The sequence below is a fragment of the Tardiphaga sp. P9-11 genome (genome assembly GCF_008329525.1).
Lineage (GTDB): Bacteria > Pseudomonadota > Alphaproteobacteria > Rhizobiales > Xanthobacteraceae > Tardiphaga.
On the sequence record NZ_NPKQ01000001.1, the window covers coordinates 589,552 to 610,554 of the forward strand.

Consider the following 21,003-nt stretch of genomic DNA (forward strand, 5'->3'; position numbering starts at 1 on the left):
ACGTATTCTGATTCTGAATTTGCAATCGGTCTGGAAGAAGCGAGCTTACATCGGGCGGACTTCGATCACGTCCGGTACGAAATGTTTCAGCAGATTCTGAATGCCGTGTTGCAGCGTTGCCGTCGATGAGGGGCAGCCGGCGCACGAACCCTTCATGTTCAGATAGACGATGCCGTCCTTGAAACCGCGGAAAGTAATGTCGCCGCCGTCATTGGCAACGGCCGGGCGCACGCGGGTCTCGATCAGGTCCTTGATCGTATCGACTGTCTCGGCGTCGGCCTCATTGAAGAACTCGGCTTCGTCGTCGGAGATCACGTCGCCCTTCACGCTGCCGTCGGCCATCAGCGGCGCGCCGGACATGTAGTGCTCCATGATGGCGCCGAGGATCGCCGGCTTGAGATGCTGCCAGTCGCTGTCGTCCTTGGTCACGGTGACGAAGTCGGAGCCATAGAACACTGACGTGACGCCTTTCACGGCGAACAGCTTTTCGGCCAGCGGCGAACGCGTGGCGGCTTCCGGCGAGGTGAATTCCATAGTGCCGCTGTCGAGCACGTCGCGGCCGGGAATGAACTTCAGCGTGGCGGGATTGGGGGTAGCTTCAGTCTGGATAAACATTGGTCTCTCCTGCGTCGCCGGTTCAAGGCCGGCGCGTGAGTATCCCCTAACAGATGGCGACGAAAAACGCACGATCAAGGCATAAAATCGCCGAATTCGGCCTGTTACGCAGCCCCTTAGCGGTTCGGAAGGTTGCTTACGACAGCGCGTCGATGTCGAGGTCGCTCAGGGCGCCCGACACGATGACGACCGGCACCGGGAACGAGCCGACCAGCTTGGCCATCATGGTGACGATCGGGCCGGGGCCCTCCGCGCCGGCCGACGCAGCCAGTACCAGCATGGAAATATCGACGTCCTTGTCGATCACGTCGAGGATCTGCTCGGTGGGATCGCCTTCGCGGATCACGCGTTCGGGGGTGATCGCGGCGATACCGTTGGCGCGGCCGGAGGCGCGATCCAGCGCCGCATTGGCGCCTTCTTCCGCTTCGGCGCGCATGATGTCGGCGACACCCAGCCATTGCTGGTTGCGATCCTCCGTCTCGATGATGCGCAGCATTACCACGCCGCCACCGACGCGGATGGCCCAGCGGCTGGCATAATACACCGCGCGGTCCCATTCCTCGCTGTCATCGACGACCACGAGGCATTTCGGCTTGTGGCCGCTTTCATAACTACGTCTCTGGGTGCTCATGCATGTCCCGATGCTGCGGCGCGTATGCTGCGCCAGAATGTGAGCGGCTTGGCAATCGCGTCATGCTGCCACGGCGCAGCCGCGTTCGACAAGCGCGACGCAAGAAGCACTTGCGTCGCGTCGATTGTGGCGGAGACAAGGAATGCGATCGTGAAATTACCGCTTGTGGACGAAGCCGATGATGTCCTTCACGGACTTGATGGTTTCGGCGGCAATGATGCCGGCGCGCTCGCCGCCATCGGCCAGAACCTGATCGACGTAGGTCAGATCGGATGTCGTCAGTCGCTTCATCTCACCGGCGATAGGTGACAGTTTTTCGACAGCGAGATCGACGAGGCTCGATTTGAAGCCCGAAAACTGCGCGCCGCCGAATTCTGTGAGAATGTCAGCCTTCGACCTGTTGGACAGCGCCGCATAGATACCGACGAGATTGTCAGCTTCGGGACGCGGCTCCAGGCCCTTCTCTTCCGACGGCAACGGTTCCGGATCGGTTTTCGCCTTGCGAATCTTCTGAGCGATGGTGTCCGCATCGTCGGTGAGGTTGATGCGCGAATTGTCCGACGCATCCGACTTCGACATCTTCTTGGTGCCGTCGCGCAGACTCATCACCCGCGTCGCCGGACCGGTGATGACCGGCTCAGGCATCGGGAAGTAGGGGCCTTCATGGCCTTGCGCGGCGATGGACTCGGAGAAGTCGTTGTTGAACTTCTGCGAGATATCACGACACAGTTCGAGATGCTGCTTCTGGTCTTCACCGACCGGAACGTGCGTAGCGCGATACAGCAGAATGTCCGCAGCCATCAGCACCGGATAATCGTAAAGACCCACGGACGCGTTCTCGCGATCCTTGCCGGCCTTCTCCTTGAACTGGGTCATGCGGTTCAACCAGCCGAGGCGGGCGACGCAGTTGAAGATCCAGGCCAGTTCGGCGTGGCCGGAGACCTGGCTCTGGTTAAAGATGATCTGCTTCTTCGGGTCGATGCCCGATGCGATGAAGGCCGCGGTCACTTCACGGGTGTTGCGGCGCAATTCATCGGGGCCGCCCCAGACGGAGATCGGCACGGTGACGGCATGCATATCAACCACGCAGTAGATGCAGTTATGCGTCTCCTGCAGTTTGACGAAATTCACGATTGCGCCGAGATAGTTGCCGAGGTGCAGATTGCCCGTCGGCTGGACGCCCGAAAAGACCCGTTGGGTAAAAGCCATAACCAAGTTCCTGTGCGCCCGTGGTGGAATGCGGGCAAGGGGCGTGACTTGCCATAGGCGCCGGGCGGCGTCCATTGCCAATCTGCCCTAGCCGGTCGCGGGTGATCGCTTGAGGGCGCCGCGGATCTCGGCCCAGCGCACTGCGCCGGAGACGGTGAGCAGTGCTGCGTAGATAGCCAGCCCGCAAAGCACCAGGAGGCCCAGCAGACCAGCCCGGGCGAGGCTGTGGACCTGCGTGGTCCAGGGCAAGGCGACATGCGCGGCCAGCCACAGCAGTCCGCCCATGGCCAGCGAGGAAAGAATGATAATCGGGAGCCGGCGCCATGCATCATTGTCGAGTGAGAAGCCGAAGGCGGCTGCGCTTCGGGCGATCAAGAAGAGTGCGCTGCTCCAAGCGGCCAGAGCGATCGCGGCGGCGATGCCGCTTGCGCCGAATGGAGCATTCAAAACCAAGGCGGCTATGATTGCGACGACCATGCCGATGAGCGTTGCCAGCAGCGGCGTCATCGTATCTTCGCGCGCGAAGAATGCCGGCGACAAGGCTTTCACTAGCACCTGCGCGGGTAAGCCCAGCGCCAGCCATAGCAGCGCATTTGCAGTCGCGCTCGCATCAGCGGCACTGAATGCGCCATGTTCGAACAAGAGCGGCACGATAAGCTGGCTCAGCACCATGAGTCCGAGCGTGGCTGGCAGTGCGAGACCCACAGCGAGTTCAAGTCCGCGCGATTCCGCCTGCGCGATCGCTGCGTGATCATCGTCGCGCACCGCACGCGTCAATGCTGGCACCAGCACCGTGCCCATGGCTGTGCCGACAATGCCGAGCGGTAGTTCGATCAAGCGATTGGCGAAATAAAGCCACGATACTGCAGCCGGAGTTGATGACGCGATGATCGCGCCGATGACGATGAGAAGCTGCGGCCCGGAATTGGCGAACATGCCAGGCAGCGCCTTGCGGAGGAAGCCGCGCATCTCGCTGTCGAACGACAGTCGCAAGGGCGCCGCAAGATTGCCGCTAGATTGTCGCAAGGTCAGCATCAGCAACTGCAGCAGCCCGGCAATGCCGACGGTGGCCGCCATGGCCATAGCGGCAGTGCTTGGTTCCCGCCGCCACACCAGCAGTAGTGCCATCACGACAATCAGCGCGACGTTAAACAGGACAGGCGAAAATGCGGTCAACGCGAAGCGCTGCTGCGCATTCAGAAGCCCCATCATGACAGTGACGGGGCCGGCGAAGGCCAGATACGGCAGCATCAATCGCGCATTGTCGACGGCGAACTGCAGCGTCGGCTGACCGACGAAACCGGGAGCCAGCAATGCGATGACCACGGGCATCGCAAAACCGATCAGGATCGTCGCGACGATCAGCGTCACGCTGATGGTGCCGAGCACGCGCCCGGCAAAGGCCGCGGCTGCGACGGCGCCTTGCGTCGTCCGGATACGCAGCCATGCCGGGATCAGCGCCGCATTCAGTGCGCCTTCGGTGAGCAGGCGGCGGATCACATTGACGAGCTGAAACGCGACCAGAAACGCATCCGCAATCGGGCCTGCGCCGAGCAGCGCGGCGACCATCGCGTCGCGGGCAAAGCCCAGCAGGCGCGACGCCAGCGTGCCCGTGGAAACGGTCAGGATGGAACGGATCATAGAACCATCGTCAGGGGCTGTCCTTGCTGGCGCGGGGCAGAACGTGATAGTCGCTGCAGCCATCACACCGGCCTTCACCGACGGCTTAACTTGGGCGACCGCGGGACGAGTTGAAACGGATTTTCAGCGTCATCGCAATTGCCGCAACGGGATATTCTTAATGACCTCAGCGAAATATGACGTGCTCGGAATCGGCAATGCGATTTTCGATGTGCTGGTGCAGGCCGACGATAAGTTTCTCGCCGCGCATGAGATGACCAAGGGCGGCATGGCGCTGATCGACGAAGCCCGCGCCACTGCCATCTACAAGGCGATGGGCCCTGCCACCGAAATGTCCGGCGGTTCGGCCGCCAATACCATCGTCGGCCTCGCCAGTCTCGGCGCCCGCGCGGCCTATGTCGGCAAGGTCAAGGATGACCAGATCGGCACGCTCTACACCCACGACATCCGTGCTGCCGGCGTTGCGTTCGACACCAAACCCGCCACCGGCGGTCCGGCCACCGGCTGTTCCTACATCCTGGTGACGCCGGATGGCGAGCGCACCATGAACACCTATCTCGGTGCTGCGCAGGACCTGACGCCCGACGATATTGACGCCGCTGCAGTCGCAGCCTCGTCGATCGTCTATCTCGAAGGTTATCTGTGGGATCCCGCCAGCGCCAAGGAAGCCTTCGTGAAGGCCTCGAAGATCGCCCATGACGCCAAGCGTCAGGTCGCATTGACACTGTCGGACGCTTTCTGCGTCGGTCGCTATCGTTCCGAGTTTCTCGACCTGATGCGATCGGGCACTGTCGATCTGATCTTCGCGAATGAGGCCGAATTGACCTCGCTCTACGAGACCGCGGATTTCGATGCGGCGCTCAAGCAGCTCGGCAATGACACCAAACTCGGTGTCGTCACCCGCAGCGAGAAGGGCTGTGTTGTGACATCCGGCGACAGCGTCGTCGCGGTGCCCGCGCACAAGATCGAGAAGCTCGTCGATACCACGGGCGCAGGCGATCTGTTCGCGGCGGGCTTCCTGTTCGGCCTTGTGCGCAATGCCGGCTATGAAAATGCCGGCAAGCTCGGCGCGATGGCCGCTGCCGAAGTTATCCAGCATATCGGCGCGCGTCCGCAGGTGTCGCTGAAGGAGCTGGCTGTCAAGAACGGGTTGCCGGTTTAAGTATCCGCGTCGCCGCTTGATCCCTCCTCGCGCTTGCGTGAGGAGGGATCAAGATGCGTCTCACGCCGCCTTCTTTGCGTCCAGCCCCGCATAGACCGCGCGTTCGAAATCCGAAAACACCTTCAAACAAGTTGGGTCGGCGAATGGCAGCACCTGCATCATGATGACGCCGGTGATATCGCGCACGGGATCGATCCAGTAATAGGTGTTGGCGAGGCCAGCCCAAGCGAGGCTACCGGCGCTGCGGCCTTCGGCTGTCTGCGCGGTGTTGATCATGAAGCTGAGGCCGTATTTCTTGTCGATGCCCGGAAGGAAGTCGACATTTTTACTAGCGGTCGGTACGGCTGACGTCATTGTCGTCATGCAGAGCTCACCGACGTGATTCTGACTCATCAGCGCGATGGTTTCGGGCTTGAGCACGCGATTGCCGTTGCCGCTCCCGCTGTTCAGGATCATTTGCGTAAACTTGATATAGTCGGGTGCGGTGCCGTAGAGCCCGCCGCCACCGGCGAAGAATTCCGGATCCTGTTTGATCTCGAACGGGATCGGGGTCAGCGCACCGTCGGCGCCGCGGCTGTGCATGGCAACGAGGCGCTGGCGCTGGTCGCCGCCAATCACGAAGGCGGTGTCGGTCATCCCAAGGGGTGCCAGCAAATGGTTCAGGAAATAGGCGTCGAGGCGTTCGCCGCTGACGGCCTCGATGACTTTGCCGACGAAGTCGAGATTGGTGCCGTATTCCCAGCGCGTGCCGGGATCGCGCATGATCGGCACCTTCATGGCGGCGTTCAGTCCGGAGCGAAACGGCGGAATGCCGGTTGTCTCGAGATAGCGCACCATGTCGCCGTTCCACATGTCGTAGCAGAAACCGGCGGTGTGAGTCAGCAGATGCCGCAAGGTGATCGGCTGACGTGGCGGACGCAGCTTTGGGGTCCCGTCGACGTCGAAGCCATCCAGCACCTGCGTTTCCGCGAGATCCGGGAGGACCATCGTAAGCGGTGCATCCAGCGTCAATTTGTCCCGCTCCACCAGCTGCATCGCTGCGGCAGCGGTGATCGCCTTGGTCATGGAAGCGATCCAGAACACGCTGTCCGGGGTCATGGTGGTATCCTTGGATACGTCACACTTGCCGAACGCCCCTTGGTAAACGACCTCGCTCCGCGTCGCAGCCATCGCAACCGCACCGGGAATCGCGCCGCCTTCGCTGGCCTTCTTTAGAATCTGGTCGATCTCGACTTGGGCAGACATCCGTTTCCCTCCAATTTCCTCTTATTATCTTACCGGGTTTCAACTTGAGCGCGAGACAGCCGATCTCGCGGATGTGATTACACTTGCGCTGGTTTTAATGTCTCAGCGGAACTATTTCCGGTTTGGCCGGAAACTTCATAACGGCCCGGAACGAAGTTGGCGCAGCTGTGTTCAAAAAATGACGTGAACGTCAAAGCGCTTTCCGACACTAACCCGTAAGACCATGCGTAACAGGTGCAGCGTGTCAGCTGCGGAGACGGACGATGATCGCGAACTGGACCGACTGGAAACATTATCCCCGCGCTTCCCGTGGCGAGAGTATCGAGGCGCCGATCGGTCCGGGAATTTTCGAGGTCAGGATTGCCCAGACCGGCGCCCTGTTCGCTTTCGACGCCGCTGAAAATCTGGCGCAGGCGTTGGCCAAGATCTCGGCTCCGCCGAAATCCTTCATCTCCTGGTTCGGTCGCAGTGACGCGGCGATGCTGCCGGAGCTGGAATACCGCACCTTCTCGACGACGACCCGCGCCAATGCCCGGATCGCTTTCGAGCGGATGATTGACCGGCGCGAGACCTATATGCGCGGCGCGGCCTGATCGCATCTGTCGCAGTCTGCGTTTGTTGAATTCGAGCGCTAAACGGCCCTGTCAGCGATAGCTGCCATTCGCTGCCAGGGGGCGCTTTCGGGTCTATACTCCTCTACAAGTCCGCGGCTATACGTTCGCGACACTTTCCGCAGGAGAACCGCCCATGTCACCGACCGCAACCGCACGCGATTCATCTAAGACTTCCGCTCCATCGTTGCGCGACCGCCTCAAGGACCCCTCGCTGCTGCGCGACAAGTGCTACATCGATGGCGCCTGGGTCGGCACCGGCGCGACCTCGGTGACCAATCCGGTCAATGAAATTGAAATCGCCAAGGTGCCAAATATGGGCGCCAAGGAAACGACACAGGCCGTCGAGGCCGCCGAAAAGGCGTTTCCGATCTGGGCCAAGTTCACCGCCAAGCAGCGCTCCAACATCCTGCGCAAGTGGTTTGAGCTGATCATTGCCAACCGCGAAGACCTTGCGCTGATCCTGACCACCGAACAGGGCAAGCCGCTGGCGGAAGCGCTGGGCGAGGTCGATATCGGCGCTGCCTATATCGAGTTCTTCGCCGAGGAAGCGCGTCGTGTGTACGGCGAGACGATCCCGACTCAGCGTGCCGATGCGCGCCTGTTGGCGATCAAGCAGCCGATCGGCGTTTGCGGCGCCATCACGCCGTGGAATTTCCCGAACTCCATGATCACCCGCAAAGTGTCGCCCGCGCTGGCCGCCGGTTGCACCGTGGTGATCAAGCCCGCCAACGAGACGCCGCTGTCGGCGCTGGCGCTGGCTGAGCTGGCCGAGCGCGCGGGCGTGCCGAAGGGAGTGCTGAACATCATCACCGGCGACGCATCGGCCATCGGCCTCGTATTGTGCGAGCATCCGGCCGTACGCTTCGTCGGCTTCACCGGCTCCACCAATGTCGGCAAGATCCTCTACAAGCAGGCTTCGGTCGGCGTGAAGAAGCTCGGCCTCGAACTCGGCGGCAACGCGCCCTTCGTGGTGTTCGACGATGCCGACATCGATGCCGCCGTCGAGGGTGCGATCGTGTCGAAGTATCGCAACATGGGCCAGACCTGCGTCTGCGCCAATCGCCTCTATGCCCAGGACGCCATCTACGATCAGTTCGTCGAGAAGCTGGCGAAGAAGGTCGCGGCCATGAAGGTTGGCGATGGTACCGAGCAGGGCATCACCCAGGGCCCGCTGATCAACGAAAAGGCGATCGAGAAGGTCGAGCGCCACATCGCGGATGCGGTGAAGGGCGGCGCGAAGATTGTCACCGGCGGCAAGCGCCATGCGCTGGGCGGCACGTTCTTCGAGCCAACGGTGCTCGCCAATGTGAAGCCGGATGCGCTGGTGTCGCAGGAAGAAACTTTCGGCCCGCTGGCGCCGGTGTTCCGCTTCAAGGACGAAGCCGACGTCATCGCCATGTGCAACGCCTCGCCGTTCGGTCTGGCATCGTACTTCTATTCGCGCGATCTCGGCCGCGTCTGGCGCGTTGCGGAAGCGCTGGAGTCTGGCATGGTCGGCGTCAATACCGGCCTGATCACCACCGAAGTCGCCCCCTTCGGCGGCGTCAAGGAGTCAGGTCTGGGCCGCGAAGGCTCGCATCACGGCATGGAAGAATATGTCGAGATCAAATACATCATGATGTCGGGGATCTGAGGCGCCACCTCCGACCCCATTAAAAATTCCTTATGCGTCATGCCCGGCCAGCGCGAAGCAAGCTTCGCTAGATGCGCCGGGCATTTGCATTTGGGTTGGCAGTGCCAATGTCCGAGCCAGCGTCGCTCAGTAGCAGCGACGGACACGCACGCCATTGACCCAGACGGTGCGGCACGCGACTGCCACCGGACGGCGCACCACGGCGGCGCCACGGTAGCCGGCGCAGCCGGCCCGATAAACGCCACGTGCGCAGACGACGGCGTTGGCGTCGGTGGCTTCAAACGTCATTGTCGTACCGAATGCAAGAACGGCTGCAACCATCATCAAGAAAGTACGCATGGTGATCTCCCGGCTGTGTTGGTTGTCAAAGGACTTGAATAGTAAGGTTCGTTGGCTTCAGTGGCGACGTAAGCGGAATACGAAACAAGTGTCTCGGAAGTTGATCCAGTTACAAAGAGTAGTTCGCAAGGACACGCAAAAATCTCGTGAGCGATCAGAAATCCTGCAACGGCGCCTTGCATCCTGATGCGGCAAAACGTTTATTAAATCTCGCAGATACTTGCCGACTTGAAACATGCCGCGGGACTGTTTTGCCCGTTGTTGCCTCAGCAGGAGAAAGCATGTCGGATTTCAGAGCCAGATGGTTTGCCTTTCACAATCGACATATCGAGCCCGTCTCAAAGGAAATATTCAGTCACGTCGAAAAGATGGTGATCGGAACTTTGATTATATCGGCCGGGGCACATGTATCGAGCAATGAGCCCTCTATCGTTCTGTTCGGATACCTGCGCCACGGTCTTGTCGGTCGTGGCGTCGAACTATTCGGAATCGCGCTGCTGTTGCTGAATTTCATCGATGGCTTCTACAAGCTTGCAAAGCTGGAGTGGCATGTCGCGTTTCAGATCGCGATGTCGCTCTGTTACATCATTCTATCTGTCCGGTTGGTACAGCTGATCCTTGCCTTTCGTGGGGAGTAACGGACGCAGTCGGCGAAGCACTGTCGCGTAGCCTCAATCATCGTCGAGCGAACGGCGCCAGGACGCTGGTGCAAGCCGGCGAAAGCGATGCGCTGTTGCTGGCCAAGCACTGCACGATGCGGCCGCCACCCGGCGCAATTCCGCCGCACAGCGATCTGATATCGCCACCGCATGCTGATCTCATCACAAACAATTCTTCGCGTGGACGCATGGGCCGTAGCACTATCGCTGCGGGAGCGACGGCGGCCGCAGCAGGTGTGGCGGTCGTGGTTGCTGCAGCCGGAGCCGCAGTCGTGCCTTTCGCAGCTGCCTTCGGCGCGGCAGCGGCTGGCTTGGTGGTCGGTGGAGCGGCTTCCGTCTTGGGTGTTGCTGCGGGTGTTGGTTCGGCGGCTTTAGGCCCAGCAGCTGGCGCCTGGACCGCGCGGACCGCGCCTGCACATCCTGCAGAAAGGCTCGACATGTTCTTCTGCAGGCACTGCAACGAGGCTTCCCCGCCAGGCGGGACGCTCGAGCAATGCGCGATGTAATCCGAACGGCATTGCGCCTTGACCGCGTCACGCTGTGCCTGGCTCGGGGCCTGTGCAAAGGCGGGACTTGCGATTGCGAAGAGTACCGCAACCATCGGCACGCGACATCGCGCGGCCGAAGCGACTATGAAATTCATCGATGAAATCCTTGTTGTCGCTGCCCGGTCAGCCAAGTCATCCAACCAGGCAACTGCGTAAAATTTTCAAAAGGTGTTAGTTCTGAAAGGTATTCGCACAACAACTTCGGTTCGGCATCATTTGACGGTTTCGGTTTCACTACAAGTGGATTGTTGCTATTGATGCGGATGGTCGGCGGTTTTTTTTGGCCAAGGATTTTTCAGAGACTCGTTTGATTGAGGCAGGACAATGCGGTTTATGCGCGCCTGTTCATCTCGACCGAAAACCCACACTGAGCGACCGCAACATGTTACGGCCATGCGCGTTGCCGGCGTTGCACTAGCGAGCTTCTTTTTAAGTGCCTGCGAGCAAAACGCTTTCGTCCCGCCACCGCCGCCGAAAGTCGATGTTGCGGTCCCTGTGCAGCGCGGTATCACGCGCTTTCTCGAAGCAACAGGCAACACTGCACCGATCAAGAATGTCGATCTCGTGGCGCGCGTTCAAGGCGTCCTGCAGTCGATCGATTATCAGGATGGCTCCTTTGTCAAACAAGGCAAGACGCTGTTCACGGTCGAGCCCGAAACATACAAATTGAAACTTGAGCAGGCGCAGGCCGCGGAAGCCGGCGCGCAGGCGTCCGTGAAACAGGCGGAAGCCGATTTCAAGCGCCAGACGGACCTCGTGTCCCGGCAGGTCGTTGCTCAGTCAACGCTCGATCAGTCGACGGCAACGCGCGACAACGCGCAAGCCAGTCTGCAGCAAGCGCAGGTCAATACCAAGATTGCTGACGTCAATTACGGATATACCAATGTCATGGCGCCGTTTGATGGCATCGTCAGCGCGCATCTGGTGTCAGTGGGTGAGCTTGTCGGCGTTGCATCGCCGACGCAACTTGCGACGATCGTGCAGCTCGACCCGATTTACGTGAATTTCAACGTCAATGAACAGGATGTGCTGCGCATCCGGGACGAAGCGCGGCGGCGCGGACTGACCGTGAGCGATCTCAGGCAGCTGCCGATCGAGATCGGATTGCAGACCGAGGCTGGATTTCCGCACAAGGGCCAGATCGACTACATCTCGCCGACCATCAACCAGTCAACGGGAACGTTGCCCGTGCGTGGCATGCTGCCGAATCCGGATCGCATCCTGCTCCCGGGATTCTATGTGCGTGTTCGCGTGCCCATCGACCGGCAGGACAACGCCCTGCTGGTGCCGGATGTATCGCTCGGCAGCGATCAGGCCGGACGTTATCTGCTGGTTGTGAATGGCGACAATATCGTCGAGCAACGCAAGGTCATGACCGGGCCGCTGGAGGGTGAACTTCGCGTGATTGAAAGCGGTTTGAAGCCGGACGATCGCGTCGTTGTCGCAGGTCTGCTGCGTGCCATTCCCGGGCAGAAGGTCGATCCGCAACTAAGAAAGATCGAAGAGCCAGCACCGACCAAATAGGACAGGCCATGATTTCGAAGTTCTTCATCGAGCGGCCCGTCCTGTCCAACGTCATCGCGCTGCTGATGATCTTGATCGGCGGCGTCTCGCTCTACAACCTGGCTGTCGCACAATATCCCGACGTGGTGCCGCCGACCGTCCAGGTGACGACGCGTTATCCCGGCGCCAGCGCCAAGACCATCGTCGACACGGTGGCGCTGCCGATCGAGCAGCAGGTCAATGGCGTCGAGGACATGCTCTATATGCAGTCTTTCAGCGCTGCCGATGGCACCTATTCACTCACGGTCACGTTCAAGATCGGCACCGACCTGAATTTTGCGCAGGTGCTAGTGCAAAACCGCGTGTCGAGCGCGCTGTCGTCGCTGCCGACCGCCGTGCAAAATCAGGGTGTGACCGTTCAGAAGAAATCGACGGCGATCCTGCTGTTCGTGACGCTGTCGTCGCCAAAGTCGACCTATGACAGCCTGTTCCTGAGCAATTACGCCACGATCAACATCCGGGACGAGCTGTCGCGTCTGTCTGGCGTCGGCAATGTGACGGTGTTCGGCGCTGGTCAGTATTCGATGCGGATATGGCTCGATCCGAACAAGCTGCAAGCGCGCGGGCTGATGCCGCAGGATGTCATCCAGTCCATCCAGCAGCAGAGCCAGCAGGTCGCGGCAGGCCAGATCGGCATGCCGCCGACGCCTGCGGGGCAGGCATTTCAGTACACGCTGAACATCAACGGACGATTGAACGATCCCTCTGAGTTCGAGGACATCGTCGTCAAGACCGGCGATAATGGCGATGTCACGCGGGTTCGTGACGTCGGGCATGTTGAACTGGGTGCGCAGACCTACAGTCAGATTTTTTCGCTCAACAAAAAGCCGGCGGTCGGCATCGGCGTGTTTCAGTCGCCGGGGGCCAATGCGCTGGAGGTCGAGAAGGCCGTCGAGAAGAAGATGGCGGCGCTGGCCAGGCAATTCCCCGACGATATCGAATACGACACGCCGTTCGACACCACGAAATTCGTCTCGGCCTCGATCAACGAAGTCTATAAGACGCTGTTCGAAGCGGGTTTGCTGGTGCTGGTGGTCATTCTGATCTTCCTGCAGGACTGGCGCGCGATGCTGGTGCCGGCGACCACGGTGCCGGTGACGATTATCGGCGCCTTTGCGGCGATGGCGGCGCTTGGCTTCACGATCAATCTGTCGACCCTGTTCGCGATCGTGCTGGCGATCGGCATCGTCGTCGACGATGCCATCGTGGTGGTCGAAGGCGCGGCCTACAATATCGAGCAAGGCATGTCCGGTCACGACGCTGCGATCAGCGCAATGGACAAGCTGTTCGGTCCGATCATCGGCATCACGCTGGTGCTGATCTCGGTGTTTCTGCCGGCGGCGTTCCTGCCCGGGCTGACCGGGCGCATGTATGCGCAGTTCGCGCTGGTCATCGCGGCCACGGCGCTGCTCAGCGCCGTCAATGCGGCCACACTGAAGCCGACACAATGCGCATTGTGGCTGCGCCGCCCGGTGCCGCCCGAGAAGCGCAATTTCTTCTATCGCGGCTTCAACAGGGTCTATGACCGGCTTGAACGGGGCTATGCCGCCCTGATCACGCGCATGGTCGCGCGCAGCAATCTCTCGGTTGTCCTGGCACTCATCCTGATCGGCATCGCCGGCTACGGCCTGTCGCGGATTCCCACGGGCTTCATCCCGATCGAGGATCAAGGCTATCTCCTGGTCGCCGTGCAACTACCGGATGGCGCCGCGCTGGACCGGACGCAGCAGGTGCTTGATCGGGTCAGCGAATTGGCGGCGAAAACGCCGGCGGTGGAACAGGTCGTCAGCATCGCGGGCATCTCGGCACTGGACAGCAGCTCCAGCCTCGCCAATGCCGGTGTAGCCTACCTGATCCTGAAGGAATGGAGCGAACGCGGACCGGGTCAGGACCTTCGCTCGCTGTTCGTCGAATTGAATGCAAGCATGTCGGAAATCCAGGAAGCGCGCATTCTGGTCATCCCGCCGCCGCCAATTCAGGGCATCGGCAATGCCGCGGGCTTCGCCATGCAGATCGAACTGCGCGATGGCAATGCGGATTACAGCAAGCTGCAGGCGATCACCGGGGCGGTCGTGGCCAATGCACAGACGCAAAGCGCGTTGCAGCGGGTCAGCTCGCCATTTCGGTCGATGGTCCCGCAATTCGATATCGAGATCGATCGCATTAAGACCCAGACGCTGCATGTCACGACGGATCAGGTGTTCTCGACCCTGTCGTCCTATCTAGGATCGTCCTTCGTCAACCAGTTCAACAAGTTCGGTCGCACCTTTCAGGTCTATACACAGGCGGATGCCAAATTTCGGCTGACCGCCCGGGACATCGAGAACCTGACGGTCCGCAACCAGCAGGGCAGCATGATCCCGCTCGGCACTGTGGCGAAGATTACGCCAGCGGTGGGGCCGTCGCTGATCAGTCTTTACAATCTCTATCCGTCGGCGATGGTGATCGGCTTGCCGGCGCAGGGCTACAGTTCCGGGCAGTCGATGGCGCTGATGGAGCAGATCGCGGCCAAGACCCTGCCTCCGGGAGCGGGCTTCGAATGGACGGCGATGTCGTACCAGGAAAAGATCGTCGGCAATCAGTTGTACTATGTATTCGGCCTTGCGCTGCTGCTCGTCTATCTGGTGCTCGCGGGACAGTATGAAAGCTGGTACGCGCCCATTTCAGTGATCCTGGCCGTGCCGCTGTCATTGCTTGGCCCGATGGCGGTGCTTACTGCGCTGCGGATCGAGAATAATCTCTATACGCAGATCGGCATCATCCTTTTGATCGCTCTGTCGGCGAAGAACGCCATCCTGATCGTCGAGGTGGCGATCGAGCTGCATGTGCATGATCGCAAGCCGCTGCTCGAATCTGCGGTCGCAGCGGCGCGTGCGCGTTTCCGGCCGATCCTGATGACGTCTTTCGCCTTTATTCTTGGCGTGCTGCCGCTGGTGCTCGCGACCGGCGCCGGCGCCAGTGCCCGCAAGTCGATCGGCATCACCGTGTTTTCGGGCATGATCGCGTCGACCTGCCTCGCGGTGCTGTTCGTTCCGACCTTCTTTATCGTCGTCCAGGGGTGGGAGAACTGGCGCGCCAGCCGCAAGGCGAAGGCAACGGTGCCTGCCAATTCGACGGTCGGCGTTAGCGACGCAAGCCATTAGACCGGTCATGACGCTCGCTTCGGATACGCTGCGGAGTGCTTACCTTCGCAAGACTGCAATCATCCGGCTCGCAAAAGCCAGTCGCTCGGCCATGACCGAGACGAAGTAAGTGAGCAGCTTCTGACTTAGAGCGGGATGGTTCTGCTTGATGTCCTCGAAAGCGTCGGCGCGGAGCAAATAAAGGACGCTGGCGATTTCTGCCTGGATGGTGGCGCTGCGTGGTGCATAGGCGACGAGGCCCATTTCACCCACCGTCGTGTAACGCCCGAGGCTGCGCACCCGCGTCAGCCTGCCGTCGCCGGCCGGCACCATGATGCCGAGTCGGCCGTCGAGAATGAAGTGCATGGAATCGGCAGCGTCGCCGGCCTGAACGACGATTTCGCCGGCGCTGACTTCGACGCGTTGGCAGCGTCGCATCAGTTCTTCGGAATCGTCGGCGGTGCGCAGAATCTTGGTGAACCAATCGCGCAAGTTGGCTTCTTCTTCGGCGAGTCCGCGATGCCTGACGATCACCTCGTTTTCACACCACTCCAGCGCGTGATCGAGTTCGCCCATGACCTCGACGGTGTCATCGATGAACAGGCTGGCGCGCAAATTGCGATTGGCTGAGGGATGAAGATTGGCGAGCACCAGCGTGGTGCCGTGGCCTTGGGCAATGCGCTTGATTTGGGCGAAGCTGTGGGCCGCCGACGAGTCAATGCCCGTCACCAACTTGAAGTCAAACACCAGATAGCGGCATTCGGGATGACGGCGCAGCAGTGCCTTGACGTGTAAATAGAGCCGGTTGGCAGAGCCGAAGAACAGATAGCTCTGCAGATTGAGGCCTTGGATCTCTCGGCCATGCGCCGCCAGCGTGCGCTGGTCGTCCAGCGAGCGGTCCAGCGAGCTGCGATATTCCGAACCGTCGAAACCGTATTTGATCGAGGAGACCCGCGACACGCTGAGCGCAAAGGTGGCGCAGCCGATGACGATGCCGATCAGCACGCCAGCCACGAAACCCCATGTGAGAATAATGACGATGATCGCCAGCAGCGACAGGTAGTCGAGCAGCGAGAGCCGCCTACGGGAGTCGACGATCCAGCGATGAAGTTGTTCGAGGCCGAGATACAGCAGCAGGCCACCGAGTACGAAACGCGGCATATAGGCAAGTAATGCAGGATCGACGACGAGCATCAGCGCGGCCACCGCGGCGACGGTCAGGCCGGACAAACGACCGGTAGCGCCGCTGTTGCGGTTCAGGATGGAGCGGCTGATCGAGATGCAGCCGGCATAGCCACCGAGCGCGCCAGCCAGAATGTTGGCGATGCCGGTCACATTGAGTTCGCGCTCGATGTCAGCTTCGCGATGCGCTGCAACTTCGATGCCGGTCGTATTGAACAGGGTGCTCACGGCCGTCACGAAGATCACAGCAATGAAATTGCCGATGAGGCCGGGAAGCGCCTGCCATGGATAGCCTTCGCTGAAGAAGGTCCAGGGCAAGGTCAGACTGGCCTTGGGCGGCGATGCGAAGGTCCAGCCCATAGCCTGTGCCTCGATTACGGACACTCCGGCGATCTTGAAGACGAGATGAGCCGCCATGACGCTCGCGATGAGGATCATGGGCAACGCCAGCGGCTTACGGGAGCGATGCCAGACAATGTAGATCGTCACTGCCACGGCAGCCGCAGCCAGTAATTCGTAAAGCGTTATCGGATTGACCAGCTTTGTCAGGTTCGTCCATTGCAGCTTGTGGCCCGTGATCACCTGAATGGCGCCAGCGACGATCAGGCAGGCGGTGGCTCCGAGAAACCCGCCGATCACCGGATAGGGTACATAGCGGATCGCCCGCCCCATGCGCGTAATCCCGAAGCCGCATAGCACGATGCCCGTGACGACCGTGGCCGAGCACAGGGTGATGAGCACTGGACCCAGCAAAGTGGGCGATGCATCGGCCGTGACGATGTGTTCGACCAAGGCTGCCGACAGGATCGCGGTGACGGCTGCGGTGGAACTCTCGGGACCGGCCACGGCGAAGGGAAATGAACTGCCGAGCGCGATCACGGCGGCGATGACGCTCGCGGAGATGAAAGTGGCGGCGATGCCATAGGGCAGGAACGAGGCCAATGGCCCGGTGAAAATCAGCACCGAATAGGACAGGCTGAAGCTGATGGTGAGGACGCTGGCGATCAGGCCACCGAACACGTCGTTGCGCCACGCCCGCAACACGTCCGGGCTGACACGGGAGTCAGCCATGGGCGGCTGCTTTCAAGGCGGCCAGAATGGTGGGGGCGGGCCGGGAGTGTGTCACGCGCGAACCTGTGGGAGCGCTGCGCGACAGGCGCAACCGCCGCCGTCTCTGGTAGACGACGGGGAGATGGACGGACAAGACTATTTTTATGACAGTCCGCGGGAAAGACAGTCCGTTTGTTAGTCGATGACCAGCTTCGTGCCGGTCAGGCGGCGATAGGCCTCCAAATAGCGCTTGCTGGTGGCGTCGATCACCTCAGGGGGCAGTGGCGGCGGCGGTGCTTCACCGTTCCAGCGGCCAGCGCTGCGCTCGATGTCCAGATAGTCGCGTAGCGGCTGCTTGTCGAAGCTCGGCTGCGGCTGACCCGGTCTATAGACGTCAGCGGCCCAGAAACGGGAGCTGTCAGGGGTCATCACCTCGTCGATCAGGATGATGCGGCCGTCGGCCTCCTTGCCGAATTCGAACTTGGTGTCGCCGATGATGATGCCGGCCTCGCGGGCGATCTCCTCGCCCTGGGTATAGACGGCGCGGGTCATGCTCTCGAGCGTGAAGGCATCTTCCTCGCCGATAATCTCGCGCATCCGGGCAATGGTGATGTTCTCGTCATGGCCGGTCTCGGCCTTGGTGGCAGGGCTGAACACCGGCTCGGCGAATTTCTGGCTCTCAAGCAGTCCGGCTTCCAGCTTCTCGCCGGCCAAGGTACCGCTCGCGGCATACTCCTTCCAGGCTGAACCCGAAATGTAGCCGCGAATCACGCATTCGATCGGAAACACGGTGGTGCGGCGGCACAACATCGCGCGGCCGGCCAAGGCGGCGCGGTGGCCTGCGAGCGCCGGCACTTGCTTGATGATCTCGTCGGCGTCGGCGGAGATCATGTGATGCGGGACCACGCCGCCAAGCTGGTTGAACCACCAGGCGCTGATCTGGGTCAGCACCGCGCCCTTCATCGGGATGGTCTCGTTCATGACTACGTCAAAGGCGCTGATGCGGTCGGTGGTCAGTAGCAACACGCGGTCGTCGCCGACGGCATAGATATCGCGCACCTTGCCGCGACCGATCTTGGGGAGGGGCAGGTCGCTGGTAGCCATCGCGGTCATGTCAGGGTCTTTCGAAAGCAGAACCGTCCGGCGTCTGGCCGGCGGCGGCGTGATGAAGGAGTGAGCCTATTCCGGCAGCGGGATGAATTCGTGCTCGTTGGGCACATGGGCGAAGCGGCCGGTCTTCCAGTCCTCTTTCGCCTGCTCGATGCGTTCCTTGCTGGAGGACACGAAGTTCCACCACAGGTGCCTCGGCCCTTCCAGCGCATCGCCGCCGAGGAACATCATGCGGGTGTTGCTGACAGCCTTGATGGTGATGGCGTCGCCGGGCCGGAAGATCAGCAGTTGTGGCGCCTCATGACGGTCGCCGGCGATCTCGACCTCGCCGTCGACGATATAGACCGCGCGTTCCTCATGGTCGGGATCGAGCGGCACGCTGGTGCCCGCCTCGACCGCCACTTCGGCATAGAACCACGGCGACACCATCGATACCGGCGACGCTTTGCCAAACGCCTTGCCGGCGATCACGCGTGCGGTGAAGCCGGTGTCCGTGATGGTCGGCAGGCTGTCGGCGGCATAATGCTGGAATGACGGCGCGATTTCCTCGGAGCCCTTGGGCAGAGCGATCCAGCTTTGCAGGCCCAGCATCTTCTGGCCGTCGCGGCGCTGCACATCAGGGGTGCGCTCCGAATGGGCGATGCCCTTGCCGGCTGTCATCAGGTTCATTGCGCCGGGCTGGATCTCGCGGACATTGCCTTCGCTGTCGCGATGCATGATGGCGCCGTCGAACAGATAGGTGACGGTGGCGAGGCCGATATGCGGATGCGGCCGCACATCCATGCCCTTGCCGGAGATGAACTGCATCGGACCGAAATGATCGAAGAAGATGAACGGGCCGACCATCTGGCGCTTGCCGTGGGGCAGTGCCCGGCGGACGAGGAATCCGTCGCCGAGATCGCGGGTGCGCGGCACGATTACAAGCTCCAGGGCGTCGCAGGTCTGCGCGTCGCCGAGGATCGGATCTTCTGATGGTTGCCAGCTCATGAGGGCTCCGTAAGTTTGGGGCCATCATAGCAGTATTTAGGGGGGCGGGTAAAAGGGCATCGGCCCGGACGGATTGCTCCGGCCGGGCCGAGGAATGGCTTTACTTACAGCGACTTGATCTGGACTTTGCGGAATTTCACCACACCGGAGCCGTATTGCAGGGCGATCGGGCCGGTCGCGTGCTTGGTGTCCTCGACATCGACAGTCTTTTCGCCGTTCAGGATCACTGTGAGCTTCGGGCCCTTCGCCGTGATCTCATAGGTGTTCCACTTGTCCGCGGCCTTGGGCATCGGATTGACCTTGGCAACATCGACAATCGCGCCGGTGCCGTAGGACGGGTCGGGCCGCTTGTCGAAGATGTTGACCTCGTAGCAGGTCTTGCCGTCGATCACCTTCGGGTTATCGCAACGGATGAAGATGCCGCTATTGGCTTCGGCGTCGGTCCAGAACTCGGCCTTGATCTGGAAATCCTTGTAGGGTGTTTTGCTGACGAGATAAGCGAGATCCTTGCCGGAGAGCAGCTTGTCGGCGGCGAGCGCGCCGTCCTTCATCGCCCAATTGGCGTCGCCAACCTTGTCCCAGTCACCCATCTTGGTGCTATCGACCAGCGTGACCCAGCCGTCAGACTGGCTCGAAGCAGGCTGGATTGTCGTAAGAGCCGCAACGCCGATGACAAATCCGGCCGCGATCGCTGTAACGCGCATCATGAAGGTCTCCTCCCGTTTGCTTTTATTGGCGTGACGTTAGCCACGGGAGAATGGGGTGTAAATCTACTTCACATTGTGCAGTGCGCTGACGCTTGATGCCTTGCGCCTGACTCCCGAGCCGCGTGCCGTTCGTTCGTCCAGCAGTACTTTTTGCATCGCCTGGACGTTCGGCGAAGCCGCGCCCTTGCGCCAGATCAGCACGGTCTCGGCGTGATTCTCGCCGCGCGGCAGGCGATGCACGGTGAGCCGCTTGCCTTCGGGAAATGTGGACAGCACGCTTTCCGGCAACAGTGCGATGCCCATACCCGCGACGACGCAGCCGAGCATGGCGTGATAGGAACCGAGTTCAATGGTGCGCTCGGGCATCTCGCCGCGCTTCGCATACCAGTCTTCCAGCCGCTTGCGATGCGGGCAGCCGTTCTCGAACACCAGCACCGAGCGCGGCGCGCCGTCCTTGCGGCCGATCGGCGGATGGCCTGCCGAGGACACGATCACCGGCTCCTCGTCGAACGCATGCACGCGGTCGAACGGCGCCGCGGCGATCGGCTCGGCCACGAAGGCGGCATCGAGATCGCCGGCGAGGATGCCCTTTGCGAGCGTCTCCGGGTTGCCAATGCGCATTTCGAGTTGCACGTCGGGATAGCGGCGGTGAAATTCGTTGAGCGGTCCGGGCAACCGCACCGCCGCGGTGCTTTCCATGGCGCCAAGACGGAAGACGCCGCGTGGTCGCGGGTCCTGCACCGCGTCGCGGGCCTCGTCGGCCAGCGTCAGCAGTCGGTCGGCATAGCCGAGAAGCGTCTGGCCCGCGGGCGTCAGGTGCAGGCGCTTGCCTTCACGCACGAACAGCGCGGTGCCGAGATCGTCCTCGAGCTGACGCACCCGCGTGGTCACGTTGGACTGCACGCGGTGCAACCGCTCCGCGGCGCGCGTCACGCCGCCTTCGTGCACCACAGCGCGGAAGATACGCAGCTCGGATAGATTCATGC

At 61.3% G+C, this 21,003-nt stretch carries 17 protein-coding genes; 6 read left to right on the plus strand and 11 right to left on the minus strand.

Annotated elements, in window-relative coordinates; all coding sequences use genetic code 11:
- Positions 1 to 45: 45 nt before the first annotated feature.
- The 4 genes from CIW50_RS02775 to murJ form a co-directional block, all read right to left on the minus strand.
- Complete coding sequence (locus tag CIW50_RS02775) at positions 46 to 615, minus strand: NifU family protein (RefSeq protein WP_149529734.1); 570 nt, start codon at positions 613 to 615, stop codon at positions 46 to 48.
- A gap of 136 nt (positions 616 to 751) precedes the next feature.
- Positions 752 to 1,246 (minus strand): universal stress protein, encoded by a 495-nt coding sequence (locus CIW50_RS02780; RefSeq protein WP_092141183.1) that lies wholly within the window; start codon positions 1,244 to 1,246, stop codon positions 752 to 754.
- A 156-nt stretch (positions 1,247 to 1,402) separates the two neighbouring features.
- Positions 1,403 to 2,455 carry a tryptophan--tRNA ligase gene (trpS, locus tag CIW50_RS02785; protein WP_149529735.1) on the minus strand — a complete coding sequence of 351 codons (1,053 nt, stop codon included), beginning with the start codon at positions 2,453 to 2,455 and terminating at the stop codon, positions 1,403 to 1,405.
- Between the two features lie 87 nt (positions 2,456 to 2,542).
- Positions 2,543 to 4,096, minus strand: coding sequence for a murein biosynthesis integral membrane protein MurJ (murJ, locus tag CIW50_RS02790; RefSeq protein ID WP_149529736.1), 1,554 nt, complete (start codon positions 4,094 to 4,096; stop codon positions 2,543 to 2,545).
- Between the two features lie 160 nt (positions 4,097 to 4,256).
- Between murJ and CIW50_RS02795 the strand changes: the two genes are divergently transcribed.
- Positions 4,257 to 5,258 (plus strand): adenosine kinase, encoded by a 1,002-nt coding sequence (locus CIW50_RS02795; RefSeq protein WP_149529737.1) that lies wholly within the window; start codon positions 4,257 to 4,259, stop codon positions 5,256 to 5,258.
- Positions 5,259 to 5,318: 60 nt separating this feature from the next.
- On the opposite strand, the gene CIW50_RS02800 is transcribed toward CIW50_RS02795, so the two are convergent.
- Positions 5,319 to 6,503, minus strand: a complete 1,185-nt coding sequence (locus tag CIW50_RS02800; protein WP_149529738.1) for a serine hydrolase domain-containing protein — start codon at positions 6,501 to 6,503, stop codon at positions 5,319 to 5,321.
- A gap of 263 nt (positions 6,504 to 6,766) precedes the next feature.
- On the opposite strand from CIW50_RS02800, the gene CIW50_RS02805 reads away from it, so the two are divergent.
- Complete coding sequence (locus CIW50_RS02805) at positions 6,767 to 7,096, plus strand: hypothetical protein (RefSeq protein WP_116659794.1); 330 nt, start codon at positions 6,767 to 6,769, stop codon at positions 7,094 to 7,096.
- 154 nt (positions 7,097 to 7,250) lie between these two features.
- On the plus strand, positions 7,251 to 8,750 hold the full coding sequence (locus CIW50_RS02810) for an NAD-dependent succinate-semialdehyde dehydrogenase (RefSeq protein ID WP_149529739.1): 1,500 nt from the start codon (positions 7,251 to 7,253) through the stop codon (positions 8,748 to 8,750).
- Positions 8,751 to 8,876: 126 nt separating this feature from the next.
- On the opposite strand, the gene CIW50_RS02815 is transcribed toward CIW50_RS02810, so the two are convergent.
- Entirely contained in the window at positions 8,877 to 9,089 is a 213-nt protein-coding gene (locus CIW50_RS02815) for a hypothetical protein (RefSeq protein WP_089263345.1), read from the minus strand.
- 146 nt (positions 9,090 to 9,235) lie between these two features.
- Between CIW50_RS02815 and CIW50_RS02820 the strand changes: the two genes are divergently transcribed.
- The 3 genes from CIW50_RS02820 to CIW50_RS02835 all read left to right on the plus strand — a co-directional run bounded on the left by CIW50_RS02820 (position 9,236) and on the right by CIW50_RS02835 (position 15,002).
- Positions 9,236 to 9,727: a hypothetical protein gene (locus tag CIW50_RS02820; RefSeq protein WP_246664111.1), complete on the plus strand. Its 492-nt coding sequence runs from the start codon at positions 9,236 to 9,238 to the stop codon at positions 9,725 to 9,727.
- A gap of 962 nt (positions 9,728 to 10,689) precedes the next feature.
- Positions 10,690 to 11,820, plus strand: a complete 1,131-nt coding sequence (locus CIW50_RS02830) for an efflux RND transporter periplasmic adaptor subunit (protein WP_246664112.1) — start codon at positions 10,690 to 10,692, stop codon at positions 11,818 to 11,820.
- Positions 11,821 to 11,828: 8 nt separating this feature from the next.
- Positions 11,829 to 15,002, plus strand: a complete 3,174-nt coding sequence (locus CIW50_RS02835) for an efflux RND transporter permease subunit (RefSeq protein ID WP_149529742.1) — start codon at positions 11,829 to 11,831, stop codon at positions 15,000 to 15,002.
- 39 nt (positions 15,003 to 15,041) lie between these two features.
- Here the strand turns inward: CIW50_RS02835 and CIW50_RS02840 are convergent, their stop codons facing one another.
- From CIW50_RS02840 to CIW50_RS02860, 5 genes are all read right to left on the minus strand, one after another.
- On the minus strand, positions 15,042 to 17,234 hold the full coding sequence (locus tag CIW50_RS02840) for an SLC26A/SulP transporter family protein (RefSeq protein ID WP_149529743.1): 2,193 nt from the start codon (positions 17,232 to 17,234) through the stop codon (positions 15,042 to 15,044).
- A 174-nt stretch (positions 17,235 to 17,408) separates the two neighbouring features.
- Positions 17,409 to 18,326: a phosphoribosylaminoimidazolesuccinocarboxamide synthase gene (locus CIW50_RS02845; RefSeq protein WP_149529744.1), complete on the minus strand. Its 918-nt coding sequence runs from the start codon at positions 18,324 to 18,326 to the stop codon at positions 17,409 to 17,411.
- 66 nt (positions 18,327 to 18,392) lie between these two features.
- On the minus strand, positions 18,393 to 19,310 hold the full coding sequence (locus tag CIW50_RS02850; RefSeq protein ID WP_149529745.1) for a pirin family protein: 918 nt from the start codon (positions 19,308 to 19,310) through the stop codon (positions 18,393 to 18,395).
- A 104-nt stretch (positions 19,311 to 19,414) separates the two neighbouring features.
- Complete coding sequence (locus CIW50_RS02855; protein WP_502707348.1) at positions 19,415 to 20,017, minus strand: 3-keto-disaccharide hydrolase; 603 nt, start codon at positions 20,015 to 20,017, stop codon at positions 19,415 to 19,417.
- 63 nt (positions 20,018 to 20,080) lie between these two features.
- Positions 20,081 to 21,001 carry a LysR family transcriptional regulator gene (locus CIW50_RS02860; RefSeq protein ID WP_149529746.1) on the minus strand — a complete coding sequence of 307 codons (921 nt, stop codon included), beginning with the start codon at positions 20,999 to 21,001 and terminating at the stop codon, positions 20,081 to 20,083.
- Between the last annotated feature and the right edge of the window lie 2 nt (positions 21,002 to 21,003).

Bases quoted from the DNA above. Each gene is read 5' to 3' on its own strand.
- CIW50_RS02775 (WP_149529734.1), bottom strand. From the start codon at position 615: ATGTTTATCCAGACTGAAGCTACCCCCAATCCCGCCACGCTGAAGTTC.
- CIW50_RS02780 (WP_092141183.1), bottom strand. From the start codon at position 1,246: ATGAGCACCCAGAGACGTAGTTATGAAAGCGGCCACAAGCCGAAATGC.
- trpS (WP_149529735.1), bottom strand. From the start codon at position 2,455: ATGGCTTTTACCCAACGGGTCTTTTCGGGCGTCCAGCCGACGGGCAAT.
- murJ (WP_149529736.1), bottom strand. From the start codon at position 4,096: ATGATCCGTTCCATCCTGACCGTTTCCACGGGCACGCTGGCGTCGCGC.
- CIW50_RS02795 (WP_149529737.1), top strand. From the start codon at position 4,257: ATGACCTCAGCGAAATATGACGTGCTCGGAATCGGCAATGCGATTTTC.
- CIW50_RS02800 (WP_149529738.1), bottom strand. From the start codon at position 6,503: ATGTCTGCCCAAGTCGAGATCGACCAGATTCTAAAGAAGGCCAGCGAA.
- CIW50_RS02805 (WP_116659794.1), top strand. From the start codon at position 6,767: ATGATCGCGAACTGGACCGACTGGAAACATTATCCCCGCGCTTCCCGT.
- CIW50_RS02810 (WP_149529739.1), top strand. From the start codon at position 7,251: ATGTCACCGACCGCAACCGCACGCGATTCATCTAAGACTTCCGCTCCA.
- CIW50_RS02815 (WP_089263345.1), bottom strand. From the start codon at position 9,089: ATGCGTACTTTCTTGATGATGGTTGCAGCCGTTCTTGCATTCGGTACG.
- CIW50_RS02830 (WP_246664112.1), top strand. From the start codon at position 10,690: ATGCGCGTTGCCGGCGTTGCACTAGCGAGCTTCTTTTTAAGTGCCTGC.
- CIW50_RS02835 (WP_149529742.1), top strand. From the start codon at position 11,829: ATGATTTCGAAGTTCTTCATCGAGCGGCCCGTCCTGTCCAACGTCATC.
- CIW50_RS02840 (WP_149529743.1), bottom strand. From the start codon at position 17,234: ATGGCTGACTCCCGTGTCAGCCCGGACGTGTTGCGGGCGTGGCGCAAC.
- CIW50_RS02845 (WP_149529744.1), bottom strand. From the start codon at position 18,326: ATGACCGCGATGGCTACCAGCGACCTGCCCCTCCCCAAGATCGGTCGC.
- CIW50_RS02850 (WP_149529745.1), bottom strand. From the start codon at position 19,310: ATGAGCTGGCAACCATCAGAAGATCCGATCCTCGGCGACGCGCAGACC.
- CIW50_RS02855 (WP_502707348.1), bottom strand. From the start codon at position 20,017: ATGATGCGCGTTACAGCGATCGCGGCCGGATTTGTCATCGGCGTTGCG.
- CIW50_RS02860 (WP_149529746.1), bottom strand. From the start codon at position 21,001: ATGAATCTATCCGAGCTGCGTATCTTCCGCGCTGTGGTGCACGAAGGC.